General features: G+C 66.2%; 17 protein-coding genes and 1 pseudogene. 7 read left to right on the forward strand and 11 right to left on the reverse strand.

The genetic code is table 11. The annotated features are described in order from the left end of the window. Positions 1-63 precede the first annotated feature (63 nt). Positions 64-1,140 carry a 4-hydroxy-3-methylbut-2-enyl diphosphate reductase gene (locus SBP01_RS13225; RefSeq protein ID WP_275212343.1) on the reverse strand — a complete coding sequence of 359 codons (1,077 nt, stop codon included), beginning with the start codon at positions 1,138-1,140 and terminating at the stop codon, positions 64-66. Positions 1,141-1,149: 9 nt separating this feature from the next. After that, positions 1,150-2,001: a hypothetical protein gene (locus tag SBP01_RS13230; RefSeq protein WP_320536062.1), complete on the reverse strand. Its 852-nt coding sequence runs from the start codon at positions 1,999-2,001 to the stop codon at positions 1,150-1,152. 194 nt (positions 2,002-2,195) lie between these two features. Between SBP01_RS13230 and xseA the strand changes: the two genes are divergently transcribed. Together xseA and SBP01_RS13240 are read left to right on the forward strand one after the other, a co-directional pair. Continuing rightward, on the forward strand, positions 2,196-3,521 hold the full coding sequence (gene xseA, locus SBP01_RS13235; RefSeq protein WP_320536063.1) for an exodeoxyribonuclease VII large subunit: 1,326 nt from the start codon (positions 2,196-2,198) through the stop codon (positions 3,519-3,521). Next, positions 3,502-3,720, forward strand: coding sequence for an exodeoxyribonuclease VII small subunit (locus tag SBP01_RS13240; RefSeq protein WP_275212340.1), 219 nt, complete (start codon positions 3,502-3,504; stop codon positions 3,718-3,720). Before xseA ends, SBP01_RS13240 begins: the two co-directional genes overlap by 20 nt. Here the strand turns inward: SBP01_RS13240 and SBP01_RS13245 are convergent. The 6 genes from SBP01_RS13245 to SBP01_RS13270 form a co-directional block, all read right to left on the reverse strand. Then, complete coding sequence (locus SBP01_RS13245) at positions 3,717-4,571, reverse strand: polyphosphate kinase 2 family protein (protein ID WP_275212339.1); 855 nt, start codon at positions 4,569-4,571, stop codon at positions 3,717-3,719. The two genes, SBP01_RS13240 and SBP01_RS13245, sit on opposite strands and share 4 nt — an antisense overlap. A 49-nt stretch (positions 4,572-4,620) precedes the next feature. Beyond that, entirely contained in the window at positions 4,621-5,841 is a 1,221-nt protein-coding gene (locus tag SBP01_RS13250; RefSeq protein ID WP_275212338.1) for a pyridoxal phosphate-dependent aminotransferase, read from the reverse strand. A 134-nt stretch (positions 5,842-5,975) separates the two neighbouring features. Next, complete coding sequence (locus SBP01_RS13255; protein ID WP_320536064.1) at positions 5,976-6,935, reverse strand: ABC transporter substrate-binding protein; 960 nt, start codon at positions 6,933-6,935, stop codon at positions 5,976-5,978. Continuing rightward, positions 6,925-7,677, reverse strand: coding sequence for an ABC transporter permease (locus SBP01_RS13260; RefSeq protein WP_320536065.1), 753 nt, complete (start codon positions 7,675-7,677; stop codon positions 6,925-6,927). Before SBP01_RS13260 ends, SBP01_RS13255 begins: the two co-directional genes overlap by 11 nt. Next, the gene (locus SBP01_RS13265; RefSeq protein WP_320536066.1) at positions 7,674-8,384 is read right to left on the reverse strand and encodes an ABC transporter permease; all 711 of its coding nucleotides are present in this window, start codon (positions 8,382-8,384) and stop codon (positions 7,674-7,676) included. Before SBP01_RS13265 ends, SBP01_RS13260 begins: the two co-directional genes overlap by 4 nt. Beyond that, positions 8,384-9,484 (reverse strand): ABC transporter ATP-binding protein, encoded by a 1,101-nt coding sequence (locus tag SBP01_RS13270; RefSeq protein WP_275212334.1) that lies wholly within the window; start codon positions 9,482-9,484, stop codon positions 8,384-8,386. Before SBP01_RS13270 ends, SBP01_RS13265 begins: the two co-directional genes overlap by 1 nt. A gap of 248 nt (positions 9,485-9,732) precedes the next feature. Between SBP01_RS13270 and SBP01_RS13275 the strand changes: the two genes are divergently transcribed. Continuing rightward, positions 9,733-10,761 carry a pirin family protein gene (locus SBP01_RS13275; RefSeq protein WP_320536067.1) on the forward strand — a complete coding sequence of 343 codons (1,029 nt, stop codon included), beginning with the start codon at positions 9,733-9,735 and terminating at the stop codon, positions 10,759-10,761. A 39-nt stretch (positions 10,762-10,800) separates the two neighbouring features. Here the strand turns inward: SBP01_RS13275 and SBP01_RS13280 are convergent, their stop codons facing one another. Next, entirely contained in the window at positions 10,801-11,694 is an 894-nt protein-coding gene (locus SBP01_RS13280) for an N-acetylglucosamine kinase (RefSeq protein WP_320538348.1), read from the reverse strand. 137 nt (positions 11,695-11,831) lie between these two features. Next, positions 11,832-12,818, reverse strand: coding sequence for a LysR substrate-binding domain-containing protein (locus tag SBP01_RS13285; protein ID WP_320536068.1), 987 nt, complete (start codon positions 12,816-12,818; stop codon positions 11,832-11,834). Between the two features lie 101 nt (positions 12,819-12,919). Here SBP01_RS13285 and SBP01_RS13290 point away from each other — a divergent pair, with 101 nt between their 5' ends. Both SBP01_RS13290 and SBP01_RS13295 read left to right on the forward strand, forming a co-directional pair. Then, positions 12,920-14,188, forward strand: a complete 1,269-nt coding sequence (locus SBP01_RS13290; RefSeq protein ID WP_320536069.1) for an MFS transporter — start codon at positions 12,920-12,922, stop codon at positions 14,186-14,188. 160 nt (positions 14,189-14,348) lie between these two features. Continuing rightward, entirely contained in the window at positions 14,349-14,852 is a 504-nt protein-coding gene (locus SBP01_RS13295) for an Lrp/AsnC family transcriptional regulator (RefSeq protein ID WP_320536070.1), read from the forward strand. 24 nt (positions 14,853-14,876) lie between these two features. On the opposite strand, the pseudogene SBP01_RS13300 reads toward SBP01_RS13295, so the two are convergent. Further along, a pseudogene (locus SBP01_RS13300) lies at positions 14,877-16,106 on the reverse strand (MFS transporter); the annotation flags it as partial. A gap of 152 nt (positions 16,107-16,258) precedes the next feature. Between SBP01_RS13300 and SBP01_RS13305 the strand changes: the two are divergent. Together SBP01_RS13305 and corA are read left to right on the forward strand one after the other, a co-directional pair. Continuing rightward, positions 16,259-16,789 carry an Lrp/AsnC family transcriptional regulator gene (locus tag SBP01_RS13305; RefSeq protein WP_320536071.1) on the forward strand — a complete coding sequence of 177 codons (531 nt, stop codon included), beginning with the start codon at positions 16,259-16,261 and terminating at the stop codon, positions 16,787-16,789. Beyond that, positions 16,786-17,781 (forward strand): magnesium/cobalt transporter CorA, encoded by a 996-nt coding sequence (gene corA / locus SBP01_RS13310; RefSeq protein WP_320536072.1) that lies wholly within the window; start codon positions 16,786-16,788, stop codon positions 17,779-17,781. The genes SBP01_RS13305 and corA overlap by 4 nt, the downstream gene beginning before the upstream one ends. Positions 17,782-17,783 lie beyond the last annotated feature (2 nt).

Consider the following 17,783-nt stretch of genomic DNA (forward strand, 5'->3'; position numbering starts at 1 on the left):
CAAACATGGCTGCCGTCAGTTGCGGGATGCCAGTCGCGAATGGGCTATCAGGTGGTGCGGATGTCAGTCGCGTGACCGGCGTCCGCCGAGGGCGCGGCTGACGTCGCCGGCTTCCTTCAGGGTTGCGCGGAGTTCCTTGGGCAGGGAGAACAGCAGGTCTTCCTCGGCGGTGACCACTTCCTCCACCGAGCCGTAGCCGTAGTCCGCGAGCAGGCGCAGGACATCTGTGACCAGGACCTCCGGAACCGAAGCGCCGGACGTGACACCCACGGTCGCGACCCCCTCGAACCAGGCCTCGTCCACTTCATTGGCGAAGTCCACCCGGTAGGAAGCTTTGGCGCCATACTCCAGGGCGACTTCTACCAGCCGGACCGAGTTCGACGAATTCGCCGATCCCACCACAATGACCAGGTCGGCCTGGGGCGAGATCTTCTTGATGGCCACCTGGCGGTTGGTGGTGGCGTAGCAGATGTCATCACTGGGCGGATCCTGCAGCGTGGGGAAGCGCTCCTTGAGCAGCCGCACGGTCTCCATCGTCTCGTCGACGCTCAGCGTGGTCTGGGAGAGCCAGATGACCTTTTCGGGATCCCGGACGGTGACCTTGTCCACTTCGTGCGGGCCGTTGATGATTTGGATGTGTTCGGGGGCTTCGCCGGCCGTACCTTCAACTTCCTCGTGACCGTCGTGGCCGATCAGGAGGATATCGAAGTCATCCTTGGCGAACCGGACGGCTTCCTTATGGACCTTGGTCACCAGAGGGCAGGTGGCGTCGATGGTGCGCAGGCCGCGGTCCTCGGCCGACTGAACCACCGCGGGCGACACGCCATGGGCGGAAAAAATCACGAGGGCGCCTTCGGGCACTTCGTCGGTTTCGTCCACAAAGATGGCGCCCTGGGCCTCGAGCGAGCTTACAACGTGGACGTTGTGCACTATCTGCTTGCGGACATACACGGGCGGGCCGTAGTGCTCCAGGGCCTTTTCCACCGCTATGACTGCCCGGTCCACGCCGGCGCAATAGCCTCGGGGAGCTGCGAGCAGGACCTTTTTGGGGCCTGATACCGGCGCTGCGGCAGATACTTCCTCAGGCGAGCGCCGCCTTCGCGGGACAGTTGGCATCGAAAGGGAAACGGAGGAGGTCATGCCTCCATGCTACCGGTTGGGCCGTCGCCGCCCCGGCGACGCGATCCTGGTCACAAGGCCTGCAACGAGAAGCGCGCCGCCGGCAATGAGGGCTCCCGTGACCCACGGTCCGAAGCTATTGGAAGCAGCCCCCACGAACTCGTTCTTGAACATGTCCGCGATGCCATTGCCGCTGGCTGTCCGCAGCACCGCGTCGCGCGCCGCGGCGGAGCCGAGGGTCCACAGGCCCGCCAGCACGAGGGCCCCGAAGCCCACACAGACGAGCACTGTCCATTTGCGGCGGGCGGCCACCAGGGCCAGGGCGAACGCAATTCCAGCGCCGATGGCCATCGGATAACCCAGCGGGGCGTACGCGGTCAGGCCCGCGATCAGCTGGCGCTGGCCCGACTGCCCAACCTTGATCAGCGTTTGTTTGGGCGCATCCAGCGGCAGCCCGGTTGCGCGGGAGATTTCCCCTGTCGCCAGCGCCACCAGGGGTGCAACGTCCAAGGTGAGCGACGACGACGAGTCCGCTTCGCGAGGCGATGCGGCCGGGTCGGCGAAGCTGAGCCGGTGGCTCCGGCGCAGGGTTTCCTCCCAGGCCGCAGGGTAACCGGGCAGCCCTGTCAGGGATCCTGCCGCTGCTTCAAGGACCGGCTTGACCAGACCGGCAAGGGCGTCCGGTACCGCGGCGGTGTCGATGGTGCCCACGGTTGCGGCGGCCAGCCGTTGCTGGAACCCGGCGTCCTGCCCGAGCGGTGCCGCCAGCGCTACGAACCCATCCTCCTGGACGATGTTGCGGTCGGCCCAGATCGCAGGGATTGCCACGGCGGACAGCAGAAGGCCAAGAACGGCAGCGACGGCCGAGACAAAGGTACGCAAAACGGGTCCTTACTGGTTGGGGCGGCTAAGCCATCATAGGGCCGGTCCCCGGACAGGGGATGTCAGCCCCGGGTGGTAAAGCTTATGGATAAGGTTGAATGACAGCCGCCACCAACCTTATCCATAAGCTGCACCAGCACTTGCGAACAAAGGACCTGTCATGCCTCCAGCTACACCTCCCCGGGGCACAGCACATGTCTGAACAGGCTGCCCTTCCCGGCACCGGCGCGTCGACTCTTCCCGCCACCGCCGCCGACACCACCCCGGACAATCCGTGGCCCCTGCAGCTGCTCTCCCAGAAACTCAAGATCCATATCGACCGTGCGCCGGCAGCCTGGGTGGAGGGCCAGGTCATCGAAATGAACCGCCGCGGAGGCAACGCCTACCTGACGCTGCGGGACGTGGATGCGGAAGTTTCGCTGCCTGCGTCCGTCTGGACCAAGATCCTTGACCGGCAGAACCTGCCGCTGGAGCGTGGCTCCCGCGTGGTGGCGCTGCTCAAACCGGAGTTCTGGCTCAAGACCGGCCGCCTGAACATGCAGGTCCGGGACATCCGGCCAGTTGGCCTGGGCGACCTCCTGGCCCGCATCGAACGCCTTCGCCAGGCTCTCGCCGCCGAGGGGCTCTTTGCCGATTCAAGGAAGAAGCCGCTCCCGATGCTCCCGCACAGGATCGGGCTGATCACCGGGCGCGACTCGGACGCCAAGAAGGACGTCCTGCAAAATGCCGCCCTGCGCTGGCCGGCGGTTGAATTCGAAATCCGCGAAGTCGCCGTCCAGGGCAACACCGCGGTGTCCCAGATCGTCCGTGCCCTTCGGGAGCTGGACGGCCGCCAGGACGTGGACGTCATTGTCATCGCCCGCGGCGGCGGGGCGCTGGAGGATCTGCTGCCGTTCAACAGCGAGGAACTGATCCGCGCCGTGGCCGCAGCGGTCACTCCGGTCGTCAGTGCCATCGGCCACGAGGCGGACCGGCCCCTGCTCGACGACGTCGCCGATCTTCGCGCCTCGACACCCACCGACGCCGCCAAGCGGATTGTGCCTGACGTTGCCGAAGAACTGGCCAGCGTGCGGCAGGCGCGGGAATACCTGCGGCGGTGCATTGCCAGGCTGGTGGAGCGCGAGACGGACCGGCTCGCGTCACTCCATTCCCGGCCGGTCCTTGCCAGCCCCGAGGGCATGGTCACGGTGCGCGCTGAGGAACTCGAACGGCTCCTGAGGCGGTCGTCGACGGCCGTCAGCTCAACCGTGGTCCGGGCGACTGACCAGCTGATCCATCTGCAGGCCCAAGTGCGCTCATTGTCGCCGCAAAAGACCCTCGACCGCGGCTACGCGGTCGTGGAACTCGCCGACGGCCGGCCGGCCCGGCCCACGGAAGCCGCTGGCCATGCTGTGGTCCGCAACCCTTCCGAGGCGCCCCGCGGGACAGCATTGTCCGTGCGGGTCGCCGACGGCCGGTTCGGCGCCACCTCCACCGGCGAACTTACACAAGGAGAAACACATGCCCGAGACAAAGCCTGACCCGGAAATCGACGCCCTCAGCTACGAGGAAGCCCGCGAGCAGCTGGTCCTGGTGGTGGGCAAGCTCGAGGCCGGCGGTGCCAGCCTCGAGGAATCCCTGGCGCTGTGGGAGCGTGGTGAAGCCCTGGCCAAACGCTGCGAGGAGTGGCTGGAAGGGGCACGCAAGCGGCTCGCTGCCGCCCGCGACCAGCCCCTCTAGGAGCGTTCAACCAGCTCCCGTTCGATCGGGACATCGAACTCAGCTTTCGGCCATTCCAGCCGGAGGTCGCTGAGCGCAGCGAGGACCAACTGCTGCACCGCGATCCGCGCATACCATTTCTTGTTGGCTGGAACCACGTACCAGGGCGCGTGATCCTTGCTGGTCTCGTCGAAGGCGGCCTGGTAGGCGTCCATGTAGTCCTGCCAGAAGGCGCGTTCCTTCAGATCGCCGCCACTGTACTTCCAGTGTTTGGCGGGGTCGTCAAGCCTGGCCAGGAGCCGGGCCTTCTGTTCGTCCTTGCTGATGTTGAGCATCACCTTGATGACCGTGGTGCCCGCATCGGTCTGCCGCCGCTCAAACTCGTTGATGGCACGGTACCGGCGCTTGAGTTCCTCAGGGGTTACCCAGTTGTGGACCTTGTGGATGAGGACATCCTCATAGTGGGAGCGGTCGAAGATCCCCACCATGCCAGCAGCGGGGACGGCCTTCTCGATCCGCCAGAGGAAATCGTAGGACTTCTCCTCCTCGGTGGGCGCCTTGAATGCCTTGAACTGGACGCCCTGCGGATCCATGGTGGCCATGACGTGATTGACGATCCCGCCCTTGCCGGCCGTGTCCATGGCCTGCAGCACCAGGAGGATCCGTTTCCTGCCGCCGAACCGGGACTCTGCAAACAACATTTCCTGCAAGGCCGTGAGCTTTCCGTCCAGATCGGCCAGCAGGGCCTCACCGTCGGCCTTGTTTCCGCTGTACCCAGGGGTCGCATCAGGGTCAGCCTTGGCAAGGGAGAAACCTTTCCCCACCTTCAGCGTGTCGGCAGGATGCTTCTCAAATTCCACGATTCCGGCCACGGCGGTCCCTTCCGATCGTTCCGCGCGCCAAGAAGCGCGTCACCACAGGCTAGTTCCCTTTGTACCTGCTCAGGAAGTCCCCCATGCGGTTGATGGCCTCTTCGAGGTCCTTCACCAGCGGCAGGGTCACCATCCGGAAGTGGTCCGGGCGGACCCAGTTGAACGCCCTGCCGTGCGAGACCAGGATTTTTTGCTCGCGGAGGAGATCCAGGACGAACTTCTCGTCGTCACGGATGTGGTAGACCTCGGGATCGAGTTTCGGGAAGAGGTACATGGCCCCCCGTGCCTGCTGCGTGCTGACCCCGGGAATGGCGTTGAGCATGTCGTAGGCCTTGTTGCGCTGCTCGAGCAGCCGGCCTCCGGGCAGGATCAGGTCGTTGATGCTCTGGTAGCCGCCGAGGGCCGTCTGGATGGCGTGCTGGGCCGGAACGTTCGCGCACAGGCGCATGTTCGCCAGCAGGCTGATGCCCTCCAGGTAGTCTGCGGCATCCTTCTTGGGCCCGGAAATGGCCATCCAGCCGGCCCGGTAGCCGCACACGCGGTAGGCCTTGGAAAGTCCGCTGAAGGTAAGGCAGAGGACGTCGTCCCCCGTCAGGCCGGCCAGGTTGATGTGCACGGCGTCTTCGTACAGGATCTTCTCGTAAATTTCGTCGGCGAAGATCACCAGCCCGTGTTTTTCGGCGAGGGCCACGATCTTTTTCAGCGTCTCCTCCGGGTACACGGCACCGGTGGGATTGTTGGGGTTGATCACCACGATGCCCTTGGTCCGGGGCGTGATCTTGGCCTCCATGTCCTCAAGGTCGGGCTGCCAGCCGGATTCCTCATCGCACAGGTAGTGCACGGGTTTGCCGCCGGCGAGGGCGACGGAGGCGGTCCACAGCGGGTAGTCCGGCGTCGGGATCAGCACTTCATCGCCGACGTCGAGCAGCGCCATGAGGGACATGGTGATCAGCTCGCTGACGCCGTTGCCCAGGTAGATGTCGTCAACGTGGATGTTCTGGATGCCGCGGGTCTGGTAGTACTGCGAGACGGCGGTGCGGGCCGAGAAAATGCCGCGGGAGTCGCTGTAGCCCTGGGCATGCGGCAGGTGGCGGATCATGTCCACTAGGATGGCGTCCGGCGCTTCGAATCCAAACGGCGCAGGGTTTCCGATGTTCAGCTTGAGGATGCGGTGACCCTCCGCCTCCATCTGCTGGGCGGCCAGGAGAATCGGTCCACGGATGTCGTAAAGGACGTTGCGAAGCTTGGTGGACTGCTTGAATTCTGCCATCCATCAAATATGCCACAGGAAGGATGTGCTTCCGTTGAGACCTCGGACACACCTGCGCGTCCCGCGAACGACGGCGGCTGCCGGACCTTGTGGGTCCGGCAGCCGCCGTCGTGGTCATCGCAGGACGTGAGAGGTTACTTCACGATGCCTTTGTCCTTCAGCCAGGAAGCCGCCGCATCCTTGGGGTTCTGCTTCTGGCTCCCGCTGACGGCCCGGTTGAGGTTGATCAGGTCATCAGTGGTCAGGATCTTCGACACGCCGTTCAGCGCTTCCTTGGCCTTGTCTGTCATCTTGGCCTTGTTGTAGAGGGGAAGGACCTGCTGGGCTTTGAAGTTGTTCTTGGGGTCGTCCAGCACCACCAGGTCGTTGTCCGCGATGGACGGGGTGGTGGTGTAGATATCGGCCACCTGGACGTCATCGGTCAGCAGCGCCTGAAGTGTCAGGTTGCCGCCACCGTCGCTGAACGGCTTGAGCCCCTTCATTTCGCAGCCGTAGTTCTTCTTCAGGCCGGGGAAGCCGTAGGGCCGGGTCTCGAAGGTGGCAGGCGCGCCCATGGTCAGGTCCTTACAGACCTTGGCCAGGTCCTCGATGGACTTCAGCTGGTATTTCTCGGCGGTGGCCTTGGTGACCACCATGGCGTCCTTGTCTTCAGCCTTTGACGCGTCCAGGACCGCCAGTCCGTCCGGGAGCTTGCCGGGCAGGGCTTTATAGACGTCGTCCGCTGCAACTTCCGGGGCCGAGGCGTCAAAGTAGGACAGCAGGTTGCCGGTGTAGTCCGGCACCAGGTCCACCGAGCCGTCCTGGACGGCCTTGACGTAAATTTCGCGGGAGCCGATGTTCGGCTTGGTGCTGGCAGTCACGCCGGCGGCGTTGAGCGCGCCCGCGTAGATTTCCGCAATGATCTGACTCTCGGGGAAGTCCGCCGAGCCCACCACCAGGGACCCGCCTCCGCTGCCGCCGCTTGCAGCGCTGGTGCTTGGCGCAGCCAGCGGGTTGCCGCCGCCGCACGCGGTCAGCGCTACGGCCAGGCCGACGCCGGCGGCCAGGCCGGCCAGTCCCCGGCGGGTGACGGTTGTCCGGTCGTTATCTTTCATAGGTACCTCCTTGAACAGCAGCTGGCGCAGGCGCGGCAGCTGGGAGATCGGCGGTGGCCGTGCGGCTACCGCGGGGATCGGTTTTGAGGCCCGGCGAAAGAATGGTTCTTTGCACGGCGGCCAGGATCAGGTCAACAACGATTGCCAGCCCGGCGATGAGCAGCGAGCCGGCAAGCATGCGGGGAAAGTCCTGCAGGACCAGCCCGTCAAACAGGTACCGGCCCAGACCGCCCAGCGGCAGGTAGGCCACCACGGAGACCGTGGCGATGACCTGCAGGACGGCGGTGCGGATGCCGCCGAACATCACCTGCAGTCCGTTAGGCACCTCCACCTTGAAGAGGATCTGCAGTTCGGTCATGCCCATGGCCCGTGCGGCATCCACCACGGTCCTGTCCACGCTGGAGATCCCGGCGTAGGTGCCGGCGAGAAGGGGCGGGACCGTGAGGATCACCAGGGCCCAGACCGGGGGCATCAGGCTGCTTCCGGCAAGGAGGGCAAAGAGGACCAGCAGGCCCAGGGTCGGCAGGGCGCGCAGCGCACCCGCCACCGCAACGGCCACCACCCGCCCGCGGCCGGTGTGCCCGATGTAGAGCCCGGTGGGGACCGCGATCGCCGCCGCAATGACGAGCACCAGCGCACTGTACTGGAGGTGTTCGCTCAGCCGGACGGGGATTCCTGAGCTGCCGGTCCAGTGGACCGGGTCCGCGAGCCAGCCGATGGTGTCCGTGAAGATGTTGCTCATGGCGCGGCTCCTGTATGCACAGTGGCGTCGGCCACGTACTGTGCGCTGACCGGCACCGAGGGGCCGGCCACTTTGGCGGCCCGGGTCCACGGGGTGAGCAGCCTCTCAAGGAGCACCAGCACGGCGTCCATCAGCAGCGCGAGCACCAGGATGGCCAGGATTCCCACCACAACCTCGGTGACGAAGTTGCGTTGCAGTCCGTCGGTGAACAGCATCCCCAGGTTGCCCACACCCAGGAGGGCAGCGACGCTCACCAGGGAAATGTTGCTGACGGACACCACGCGCAGCCCGGCAAACATGACCGGGAGGGAAAGCGGCAGATCGATCTGCACGAACCGGAGCCAGGGCTTGTAGCCCATGGCGGTGGCCGCCTGCCGGAGGTCCTCCTCCACGGAGTCAAATGCGTCAAGGGCCGCCCGCACCAGCAGGGCCACGGCATAAAGGGTCAACGCGACAATGACGTTGAGCGGGTCAAGGATCCGGGTCGCCAGGAGGGAGGGCAGGATGATGAACAGGGCAAGGGACGGGATGGTGTACAGCAGTGAACTGGCCGTCACCACAACGGATCTCAGCGCGGGATGGGTCCGGGCCAGCTGGGCGAGGGGAATGGAAATGACCAGCCCCAGGACCATCGGGATCAGCGCGAGGACGAGGTGCTGCCCTGCCCTCTCCAGGACCATTCCGCTGTTCGCCAGAAACCACTCCATCAGAGTGCAGCCTGTCTTACCTGCCGGGCCGCCTCGATGACTTCCAGGACTTCCTGTGCCCTGATGGCACCAAGGACCCTGCCCTCACCGTCCACGGCCACGCCCTGGCCGGACGGGGAGGAAAGCGCTGAGTCCAGGGCCCGCCGCAAGGATTCGCCCGGATGGAACAGGGAGCCTCCCGGGATCAGGTCAGTATTGGTTCCCGGCCGCGCCCAGCCCAGGGGCCGCATGCCCTCATCCACCACAAGCTGCCAGTCGGTCACGGCTGCAGGGTCGCCGTCGAACTGGCCGCCGCGAACTATCAGCGTGGGCACCCGATGGATGGTCACGGCGTCGGACGTGGTGAACCCGAGGTGGCGGAAGCCCCGGTCCCGTCCCACAAAGGAGGCCACAAAGTCGTTCGCCGGGGCACGCAGAATCTCTTCGGGAGTGGAGTACTGTGCCAGCTTCCCGCCGACGGCGAACACGGCCACCTTGTCGCCGAGAATGGTGGCTTCGTCAATGTCGTGGGTCACGAAGACAATGGTCTTGGCGAGGTCCTGCTGCAGCCTCAGGAGCTCCTGTTGCAGTTCGTCCCGGACCACCGGGTCCACGGCGCTGAACGGCTCGTCCATCAGGAGGATGGGCGGATCGGCGGCGAGCGCCCGGGCCACGCCAACGCGCTGCTGCTGGCCGCCGGAGAGTTGGGACGGATACCGCTTGCCGAGCGATGAAGCCAGCCCGACGACGTCGAGCAGTTCCGTGGCACGCCTGCGGGCCTCCGCCTTGGAGACACCGTTCAGGCGGGGCACGGTGGCGATGTTATCCAGCACGGAGCGGTGGGGCATCAGGCCGGAGGACTGCATCACATAACCCATGGACCGGCGTAATTCCGCGGCTGCAACCGTGGTGACGTCACGCCCGTCCACGGTGATAACGCCCGAGGTGGGCTCCACCATGCGGTTGATCATTCGCAGGGACGTGGTCTTGCCGCAGCCGGAGGGTCCCACAAAAACGGTGATGGATCCTTTGTCGATGGACATAGTGAGGCTGTCCACGGCCGGATTCCCGCCCTCGTACTGCTTGGTGACGCTCTGGAACTCGATCATGGCTGGGTCCATTCCCGGACTTTACCCGTTCTGTTGGGACGGCATCGGACGGTGAAGCGGTGGTCGTAAGCTCGCTGATATTTACCGTAGCGCAATCAGTTCCCCGCGTAACCAGATCCGCGGGCAATTCCGGGCAAGCGAATCCCTACTGTAACCATTCATTCGTTGCCCTGCCCTGTCCGGATGGGTCCTGGGAAAGGTTGATGTGCCTCCGCGGGCGTGTGCCTGACACGGGACCCGTCCGGACCTAGAGTGGGACTGTGACGAACCTGGAAGTGGCACCCACAGAGGAAATCTGTCCCCCCGCCGGACCGGGCGGGACGGCCGGCCCCTGCCTCCAACTCTGGCCCCAGCGTGAGGTCCCGTTGGGTGGGGTGCGGGCCATGAACGTTCAGCGGACCCTCCCCCAGCGCGGCCTGCCCACCATCGGCGCCTGGTGCTTCCTGGACAGTTTCGGCCCGGACCGCACCGCCATGTCCGTGCTCCCCCACCCGCACACCGGCCTGCAGACAGTCACCTGGCCCCTCGCCGGGAACATCCGGCACCGGGACAGCGTGGGCAGCGATGTGGTGGTCCGGCCCGGGGAACTGAACATCATGACGGCGGGGAGGGGGGTCTCCCACTCCGAGTTTGCGGTTCTGCCGGCTCCCGACGCCGGCGCGCTGCTGCCGCTGCAGCGTGGACTTCAGCTCTGGGTTGCCCTTCCTGACAGCGACCGCCACCGCGAACCGGCGTTCGAGCAGCACCGCGATCTGCCCACGGCAACCGGGCCGGGGTTCACCGCCACTGTCATGGTGGGCGAATTCGCCGGGGCCGTATCACCGGCCACCATGTACTCCCCCATTGTCGGAGCCGACATAGTGTCCGATGGCCGCGCGGTCCTGCCACTCAACACTGCTTTTGAGCATGCTGTCCTGGTGCTCGACGGCGGGCTGATGCTGGATGGCCAACAGGTCCTGCCGGGCCCGCTGGGCTACTTGGGCGCCGGCCGGGAGGCGCTGGACGTTGAGGCCCGCCCCGGCACACGGTTCCTGCTCATCGGGGGCAAACCGTTCCAGGAGGAACTGCTGATGTGGTGGAACTTCGTGGGCCGCACGCATGACGAGGTGGCGCAGGCCCGCGAAGAGTGGGAGGCACAGGCGGCCCTGCCCGACGCAGAAGCCAGCGGGGCCCGCTACGGCCTGGTCCCGGGGCACGGCCCCGACGCCGGCGCAGAAGCCGGCCGCATCCCGGCTCCGCCGATGCCGGCAGTCAGGCTCGCGCCGCGGCGGCGCTCCCACGAATTCTGACCGGCTTACGGACAGGGTTCCCGCACGGACGGGGTTCCCTCACGAAGCGGGTTCCCGCACCAACTGCAGAACGCCGAACACCGGATCCTGGTCCAGTACCCGGACTTCGGTAATGCCGGCCGCGGCAAGGTACTTCCGGAAGGCGACCTGCAGTGGGACCACGTTCATGCCCAACCCGCTGCCCAGGATCACCGGGCCCTCGATTCCCAGCTTCCGGAGCGCCTGCGCGGCCAGCGCCGCCAAATCCTTGCCAGCCTGGTCCAGCAGGGCCTGGCTGGCCTCATGGCCGGCCGCGGCGGCGTCCACCACCAGGCGCGCCTGTTGGGCCCAGAACCGGCGGCCGGTTTCCGGTGAGTGGAAGAGCGCGATGAGCCGGTTGGGGTGGTCCACACCGCAGGCTGCAAGCAGGGCGGTGGTGAGCTGGTCGGCCGGGAGCCCCTGGTTCATGCGGCGCAGGCTGTGCCTGACGGCCTCACGGCCCAGCCAGTAGCCGCTGCCTTCGTCGCCGAGCAGATAGCCCCAGCCGCCGGCGCGGGCTTCCTCCCCCGCCGCATTCCTGCCCCAGGCCGCGGAGCCGGTTCCGGCAATCACGGCAACCCCGGAGTTCGCACGGCCGGCGGCGAGCAGCAGCCTCGAATCGTGGACCACCGTGACTTTGGCGCCCGGGGCATGCGGCGCGATGAGCGCAGCGAGGGCGGCAGCGTCGTCGTCGGTGTCGATTCCGCCGGCCCCCGCATATACCTGGGCCACGGCGCCGCCGCCGATCCGGGCGAAAAGGTCCGCAAGGTTCAGCGCGGCCTGTTCACGGCTGACGTTCTGGACGTTGGCGCTGCCCGCGGACTGGTCTGCCACCGCCACGCCGTCCTCGAAGCGCACGCCGCGGGTCTTGGTCCCGCCGATGTCCAGGCCGATAATGGCTCCTGACCGGGTCAGGGAAGATGCTACGGTTCCGGGCTGGTTTCCGTCGCCGGTTCCGGGCTGGTTTCCGGAGGGCGCGGCCTGGGGGTGCTCGGTGTCAGTCACCCCATCAGCCTACTGAAGGGCCGTCGTCGTGTCCCAACCGACCTTCCTCAGCTGCCCTGCGAGCGCGCGGCCACCAGGCCGGCCAGAAGTTCCGGCCCTTCCTGCAGCACCAGTTCGCGGAAATACTTGACGGCATCCGGTTCTGCGTCCGGTCCGGGTTTCCGCCGGCGCCAGCCGAGTCCGATCTCCCGGTAGGCGAGGGCCGACTCGAGCGGCAGCTCAACCCAGCCCATGTTTCCTGTTTCCGGGCTGACATGCCGCCCTGGCCCGTGGCCGCCCGGCGGGAGGATGCTGACCCCAAGACCCGCGGAGACCAGGCCGCGGGCTGTGTGCGTGTCCTGGCTTTCGAACGCGATCCGGGGGCGGAACCCCGCCTCACGGAAAAGCGCGTCGGTGAGCGAGCGCATGCCATACCCCGGTTCAAGCGCCACGAACGGGTCTGTGCGGATGTCCTGCAGCGCCACACTGCGGCGGCCTGCCAGCGGGTGGCTGTGGTGTACCACCAGCCGCAGGGGCTCGCGGTACAGGGCGCTCGAGGCGATGCTGCTGCTGGCGCCGGGCACAGGCGCCGTAAGGGCGAGATCCGCCTGTCCTGCGGCGAGTTCCGCGAGGCAGGCGTCCCGGGCCCCCTGCCGCAGGATGAAACCAGCCTCCGGGTGCCGGCTGCGGAAGGCACTGATGAGCAGGGGCAGCGTGGCCTCGCCGAACGTGTGTTGGAAGGACAGCGAAATCTTTCCCCGCACCACATCCGATTCGTGCCGCACCAGGTCCAGTCCGGCCTGGAATTCACTCAGTGCCGCGTCGATATAGGGAAGCAGGGTCGTGGCGGCCGCCGTGAGGCGCACTCCCCGCCCGTCCCGGATGACCAGTTCAGTTCCGACGACGGCGCTGGCCCGGGACAGCGCCCTGCTCACCGTTGACTGGGGTACTCCGAGCAGTTCGGCCGTTTCCGTGACGTGCTGCGTGCGTCCGAGTTCCGCAAGGATGGGCAGCAGCGGCAGGAGCTTTGAGAGTTGCTGATGATCGGTGAGCACGGGTTCGTCCTTCGCTGCGCCTGTAAACGTTCCATCTTCGCTATTGATACTAATTGGATCATGCATTGGAAGCATGAATCCGTAACCCCTACCCTTGATTCATGCCAGACCTTGCCACCCCACCCGGATCGCCCGCCCCCTCCGGAAGCAGCGGGTCCCAGGGGAATGCTTGGCAGGGCCACCCTAAAGGCTCCGCCGCCTACGGCAAGATCCTCGCGGGGCTGGCCTTCGCGGGCGTGGCCACCTTTGCCCAGCTCTACTCCACCCAGGCCGTGCTGCCAATCATGGCTGCGGACCTGCAGGTCACGGCCGCCGAGGCAGCGCTGACGATCTCACTGGCGACAGTGGGGCTGGCTGTCACCGTTATCCCTTGGTCCTTCCTGGCGGACAGGATCGGCCGGGTCAAGGCGATGGCCTGGGGCATTTCGGCAGCCACCGCCTTTGGGCTCCTGGTGCCGCTGGCCCCCACCTTCGGGATGCTGCTTGCCCTCCGGCTGTTCGAAGGCATGGCCCTGGGCGGAATTCCGGCGATCGCGATCGCCTATTTGAATGAAGAGGTGAACCGCGCCCATGCGGCCGTGGCGGCAGGAAGCTACGTTGCCGGCACCACCCTGGGCGGCCTCGCCGGCCGGCTGGTTGCGGGCCCCGTGGGTGATGTGTGGGGCTGGCGGACAGCGGCCCTGGCGGTGTCCTTGCTGGCAACCGTGGCCGCCGTCCTCTTCCTGATCCTCATCCCCCGGGCCAAAGGGTTCGCGGCCACCAGAAAGGCGGGCCTTCGCGGCGCCCTGGCAACGCTCGGGGGCCACTTACGGAACCCCCGGCTGCTGGCGCTTTATGTCCAGGCGTTCCTGATGATGGGAGGCTTCGTGGCGGTTTACAACTACCTGGGCTTCCGGCTGTCCGCGGAGCCGTTCGCGCTCCCGGCCACCCTGATCAGTTTCATCTTCCTCGCCTACCTGTCAGGGACCGTGACTTCCCGGTGGGCCGGCGGCCTGACGGCCCGTTTCGGCCGCCGGAGCGTGCTGCTGGCAGGCCTTGGGCTGATGGCCGCGGGCCTTGCCCTGACGCTCACACCGGTGCTGGCCGTCATCCTTGCCGGGCTGGTGATTTTTACCGGCGGGTTTTTCGCGGCACACAGCATCGGCTCCGGCTGGACCGGAACCATCGCCACCGCCGGCCGGGCGCAGGCAGCATCGCTCTACAACCTGGCCTACTATCTTGGCTCAAGCCTCATCGGCTGGTCCGGCGGACTGCTCTTCCAATCGCTCGGCTGGACAGCCCTGGCCCTTGTCATCGTGGCCATGACGTTCGTAACGGCAGTGACGGTCGCCGTGGTGCATCCGCGGCTGAACCCGCCGGTACGGCCGTGAGCAGGGGAAGGCGCGGGCGGGCGGGGGCGTGCCCCGTGCAGAACTATCTGTCACGAAACCGCCCGTACCTCTGGCGATTGTTCGGGAATCGGCTCTGACCGAAGATGATCGGGCGGAATCGGACGTCTAGGATGAACTCAAGGACATTTGAGGAGATCCCATGAGCACCAACCCAAAAAACATCCGGCCGGGAAGCCACGTCGAACCACTGGATGCCATTGATGAGCGGCTCCTCGCCGCCCTGGTGGACGATGCGAGGATCTCCAACAAGCAGCTGGCCGAGCTGGTGGGCATTGCCCCCTCCACCGCCCTCATGCGGACCCGTGCGCTGTCCGAGCGAGGGATCGTCCAAGGCTTTGAAGCCAAGCTCAGCCTCTCTGCGATCGGCCGGTCTGTCCAGGCGTTGGTGGCAGTCCGGCTCCGGGCACACGATCGGGATCAGATCGACCGCTTTACGGCGCGGGTGCCCCACCTGCCCGCAGTGCTCTCAACCTTCCACACCTCAGGGTCCGTGGACTACCTGCTGCACATCGCCGTCGGAAGCACCGAGGACCTGCGGGACTGGGTCCTGGACAACCTGGCCACCGACCCCGTTGTGGGCCACACCGAAACGACCCTCGTCTTCGAGCACATCCAGGGCAATCACGGACCGCTGCCGATCTAGCCCTTCCCGCTCCTGGCGTTGCCGCTGCAGAGCGGTCCGGAAAGTCACAACGGCGAGTGCCATTGCGGCAGCGCAGCACACGGTCACAAACGCCATGACTGCGGCCTCCAGGCCGAACGCGGCGGTGGCCCAGCCCAGCCCGATGACCGGGACGGCACTGCCCAGGTAGGTGATGACGTAGACAGTGCTGACCACCTGGGCGTGCTGCGAAACCTCCACTTTGGCGGCCACATCGTTGAAAACGGTCCGGAAGGCTACGCCCTGACCGAGCCCGGCACAGACACTGGCCGCCACCAGCAGCCACAGGCTGTGCCAGGCCGCGGCGGTGGCCAGCAGCAGCACGGCCATCCCCAGGACCGCCAGGCCGGCCGGAACCACAAAGCGTCCCCGTGCTGCCAGCAGCTGGCTCAGCGCCGAGGCGCCAAGCGTCAAACCGGCCAGGGCACCGATCAGCGGGCGGGAGCCGGTGTCCAGGGCCTGCGCGAAGTAGCCCGGTGCCAGGGAGAGACAAAAACCAAAAACGGAAAAGCTGAGGAATCCGACGGCGGCGGCGAGCCAGAAGGCACCCCGCGCCTCAGTGGACACCGACGGCCGGCGCGGAGCCAGGACCAGGATGGGCCTCGGTCCGGCCGGAAGCTTAATGGCGGGCCGGGCGTTCAGGAGGACCAAGGGCACGAGCATTCCGGCGAGCGCCACCGAATGGACGTAGTAGGGTGCCGTCGTGGGTCCGGGCAGCAGGGACAGCACGCCGCCGATGACAGGACCCGCCGCCACGCCGCCGGCCGTGGCCAGCAGGGTGAAGCGGGAGGCCCACTCGGGGCGGGACGGGAGCAGTTCCCGCAGGGCGGCAGCACTGGCACCGGTGGCCAGCGCAACAGCCACACCCTGCAGCGCCCGGCCGGCCGACAACGCCAGCAGGTTCCCGGCCTGGGAGAACACCCACCCGCCGGCCAGTCCAGCCAGGACAGCAAGGATAAGCGCGGCCCGCCTGCCAATATGATCGGACCAGTGCCCGGCCAGCATCAGCGTGGCCACCAGCGCCAGGACGTAGCTGGCAAAGGCGGCGGTCACCCCTAGCGGCGAGAGCCCCAGGTTTGCCTGCAGCAGCGGGTAGAGGGGTGTGGCCAGGTTCGCACCGACCAGCAGCAGGGAGATCACGGCTCCTGCCATGACCAGCCGGGCGGTGGTGGAGGCGTTCCAGCCCCGGCTCGCGGCTGTGGACGGGCGCATGCGGAGTTCATTGAAGACGGTCATGAGGGGTGGCCTTGGCATCTGCCGGAGTTTGAGTTCCTTGTGGGATGCGCCCCGGGGTGTACGTGGATATCCAAAATTGTGGTCTATTGCTGCCGGATGGAGCCGCGGTACGTGGTTGAATTGAGCAAAACACGCAATTTGTGGAAACAGCCATGACTGAAAGTGACGGTTTGCATACTCTCGACTCAACCGACCTGAAAATACTGCTGGAGCTCATTCGTGATCCCCGCGTCCAGATCGGGGAACTCAGCGAACTGCTGGGCATTGCACGGAACACGGCTCAATCGCGCGTCCGGCGCCTACTGCGGGCGGGGGTGCTGCACGACGGCGGCCGCGAGATTGATCTCGCGGCGGTGGGGTACGACGTCGTCGCTTTCGTCACGATCGAAGTGACCCACCGGGAACTGGACGGAGTGGTGGGCTCGCTGCGGCTCCTGCCGCAGGTTTTGGAGGTCCACGAAATTTCCGGCCGGGGCGATGTGTGGTGCCGGGTTGTGGCCACCGATACCCACAACCTGCAATCCGCCCTCCGCCAGATCCTCCGCATCAAGGGTGTCATCCGCACCGAAACGGTCCTGGCACTCCACACCCATATCCCCTACCGCACCGAACCCCTGATCAGCCGGCTGGCGCAGGCCGCGCCGGGCAAGGCTAAGATTCCCAGGATGGATGACCTGACGTGACCATTATTGATAACGCCGTCTATGTTGACGGCCTCCGCAGTGCAGAGCCGCAAAGCCTGGAGCAGACGTTTGAAACCCTCACCCATCACGGCGGGATGGCCTGGATCGGGCTGTACCGGCCCACTGCCGAGGAAATGGCTGCCGTGGCCGACGAGTTCGGGTTGCATGCCTTAGCGGTGGAGGATGCCGTTTCGGCGCATCAGCGGCCCAAGCTGGAGCGGTACGAAGACAACCTGTTTACGGTGCTTCGGCCGGCACGCTACCTGGACTCCACCGAGACCGTCGAGTTCGGCGAACTGCACGTCTTTACCGGCCGGAACTTCGTGGTGACCATCCGCCATGCCGAAATGGCCGGGGTGGGCCGGGTGCGGCGTCGTCTGGAGGGCCGGCCGGACCTGCTCCGGCACGGCCCGGAAGCGGTCCTTTATGCCCTGCTGGACATGGTGGTGGACGATTACGCGCCGGTGGTGGCCGGCCTGGAAAACGATATCGACGAAATCGAAGACCAGCTGTTCAGCGGAGACAGCAGCGTCTCACGCCGGATCTACGAGCTGGCCCGCGAAGTCATCCAGTTCCAGCGCGCCATCCATCCCCTGCCGGAGATGATGCAGCAGCTCAGGCGGGGCTTCGAAAAGTACGGCGTGAACACCGAACTCCAACACAGCCTTCGGGACGTGGAGGACCACGTGGAACGGGTGATCTCGCGTGCGGATTCGTTCCGTGACCTGCTGCAGAACGCGCTCACCCTGGACGGAACCCTGACCGCCAACCGGCAGAACGAGGCGAGCGCCGAACAGAACGAACAGGTCAAGAAGATCTCATCGTGGGCGGCCATTTTCTTCGCGCCGTCGTTCGTGGCCGGGGTGTACGGGATGAACTTCGACCACATGCCCGAACTTCACTGGGCCGCCGGCTATCCCATGGCCATTGTGCTCATGGCAGCCACCGCAACGCTGATGTACGCCATTTTCAAGAGGAAGGGCTGGCTTTAGCC

Origin of the sequence: Pseudarthrobacter sp. IC2-21, from assembly GCF_034048115.1 — a bacterium.
In the GTDB taxonomy this organism is placed as follows: Bacteria; Actinomycetota; Actinomycetes; order Actinomycetales; family Micrococcaceae; genus Arthrobacter; species Arthrobacter naphthalenicus.

Bases quoted from the DNA above. Each gene is read 5' to 3' on its own strand.
- SBP01_RS13225 (WP_275212343.1), bottom strand. From the start codon at position 1,140: ATGACCTCCTCCGTTTCCCTTTCGATGCCAACTGTCCCGCGAAGGCGG.
- xseA (WP_320536063.1), top strand. From the start codon at position 2,196: ATGTCTGAACAGGCTGCCCTTCCCGGCACCGGCGCGTCGACTCTTCCC.
- SBP01_RS13240 (WP_275212340.1), top strand. From the start codon at position 3,502: ATGCCCGAGACAAAGCCTGACCCGGAAATCGACGCCCTCAGCTACGAG.
- SBP01_RS13250 (WP_275212338.1), bottom strand. From the start codon at position 5,841: ATGGCAGAATTCAAGCAGTCCACCAAGCTTCGCAACGTCCTTTACGAC.
- SBP01_RS13255 (WP_320536064.1), bottom strand. From the start codon at position 6,935: ATGAAAGATAACGACCGGACAACCGTCACCCGCCGGGGACTGGCCGGC.
- SBP01_RS13260 (WP_320536065.1), bottom strand. From the start codon at position 7,677: ATGAGCAACATCTTCACGGACACCATCGGCTGGCTCGCGGACCCGGTC.
- SBP01_RS13265 (WP_320536066.1), bottom strand. From the start codon at position 8,384: ATGGAGTGGTTTCTGGCGAACAGCGGAATGGTCCTGGAGAGGGCAGGG.
- SBP01_RS13270 (WP_275212334.1), bottom strand. From the start codon at position 9,484: ATGGACCCAGCCATGATCGAGTTCCAGAGCGTCACCAAGCAGTACGAG.
- SBP01_RS13290 (WP_320536069.1), top strand. From the start codon at position 12,920: ATGCCAGACCTTGCCACCCCACCCGGATCGCCCGCCCCCTCCGGAAGC.
- SBP01_RS13295 (WP_320536070.1), top strand. From the start codon at position 14,349: ATGAGCACCAACCCAAAAAACATCCGGCCGGGAAGCCACGTCGAACCA.
- SBP01_RS13305 (WP_320536071.1), top strand. From the start codon at position 16,259: ATGACTGAAAGTGACGGTTTGCATACTCTCGACTCAACCGACCTGAAA.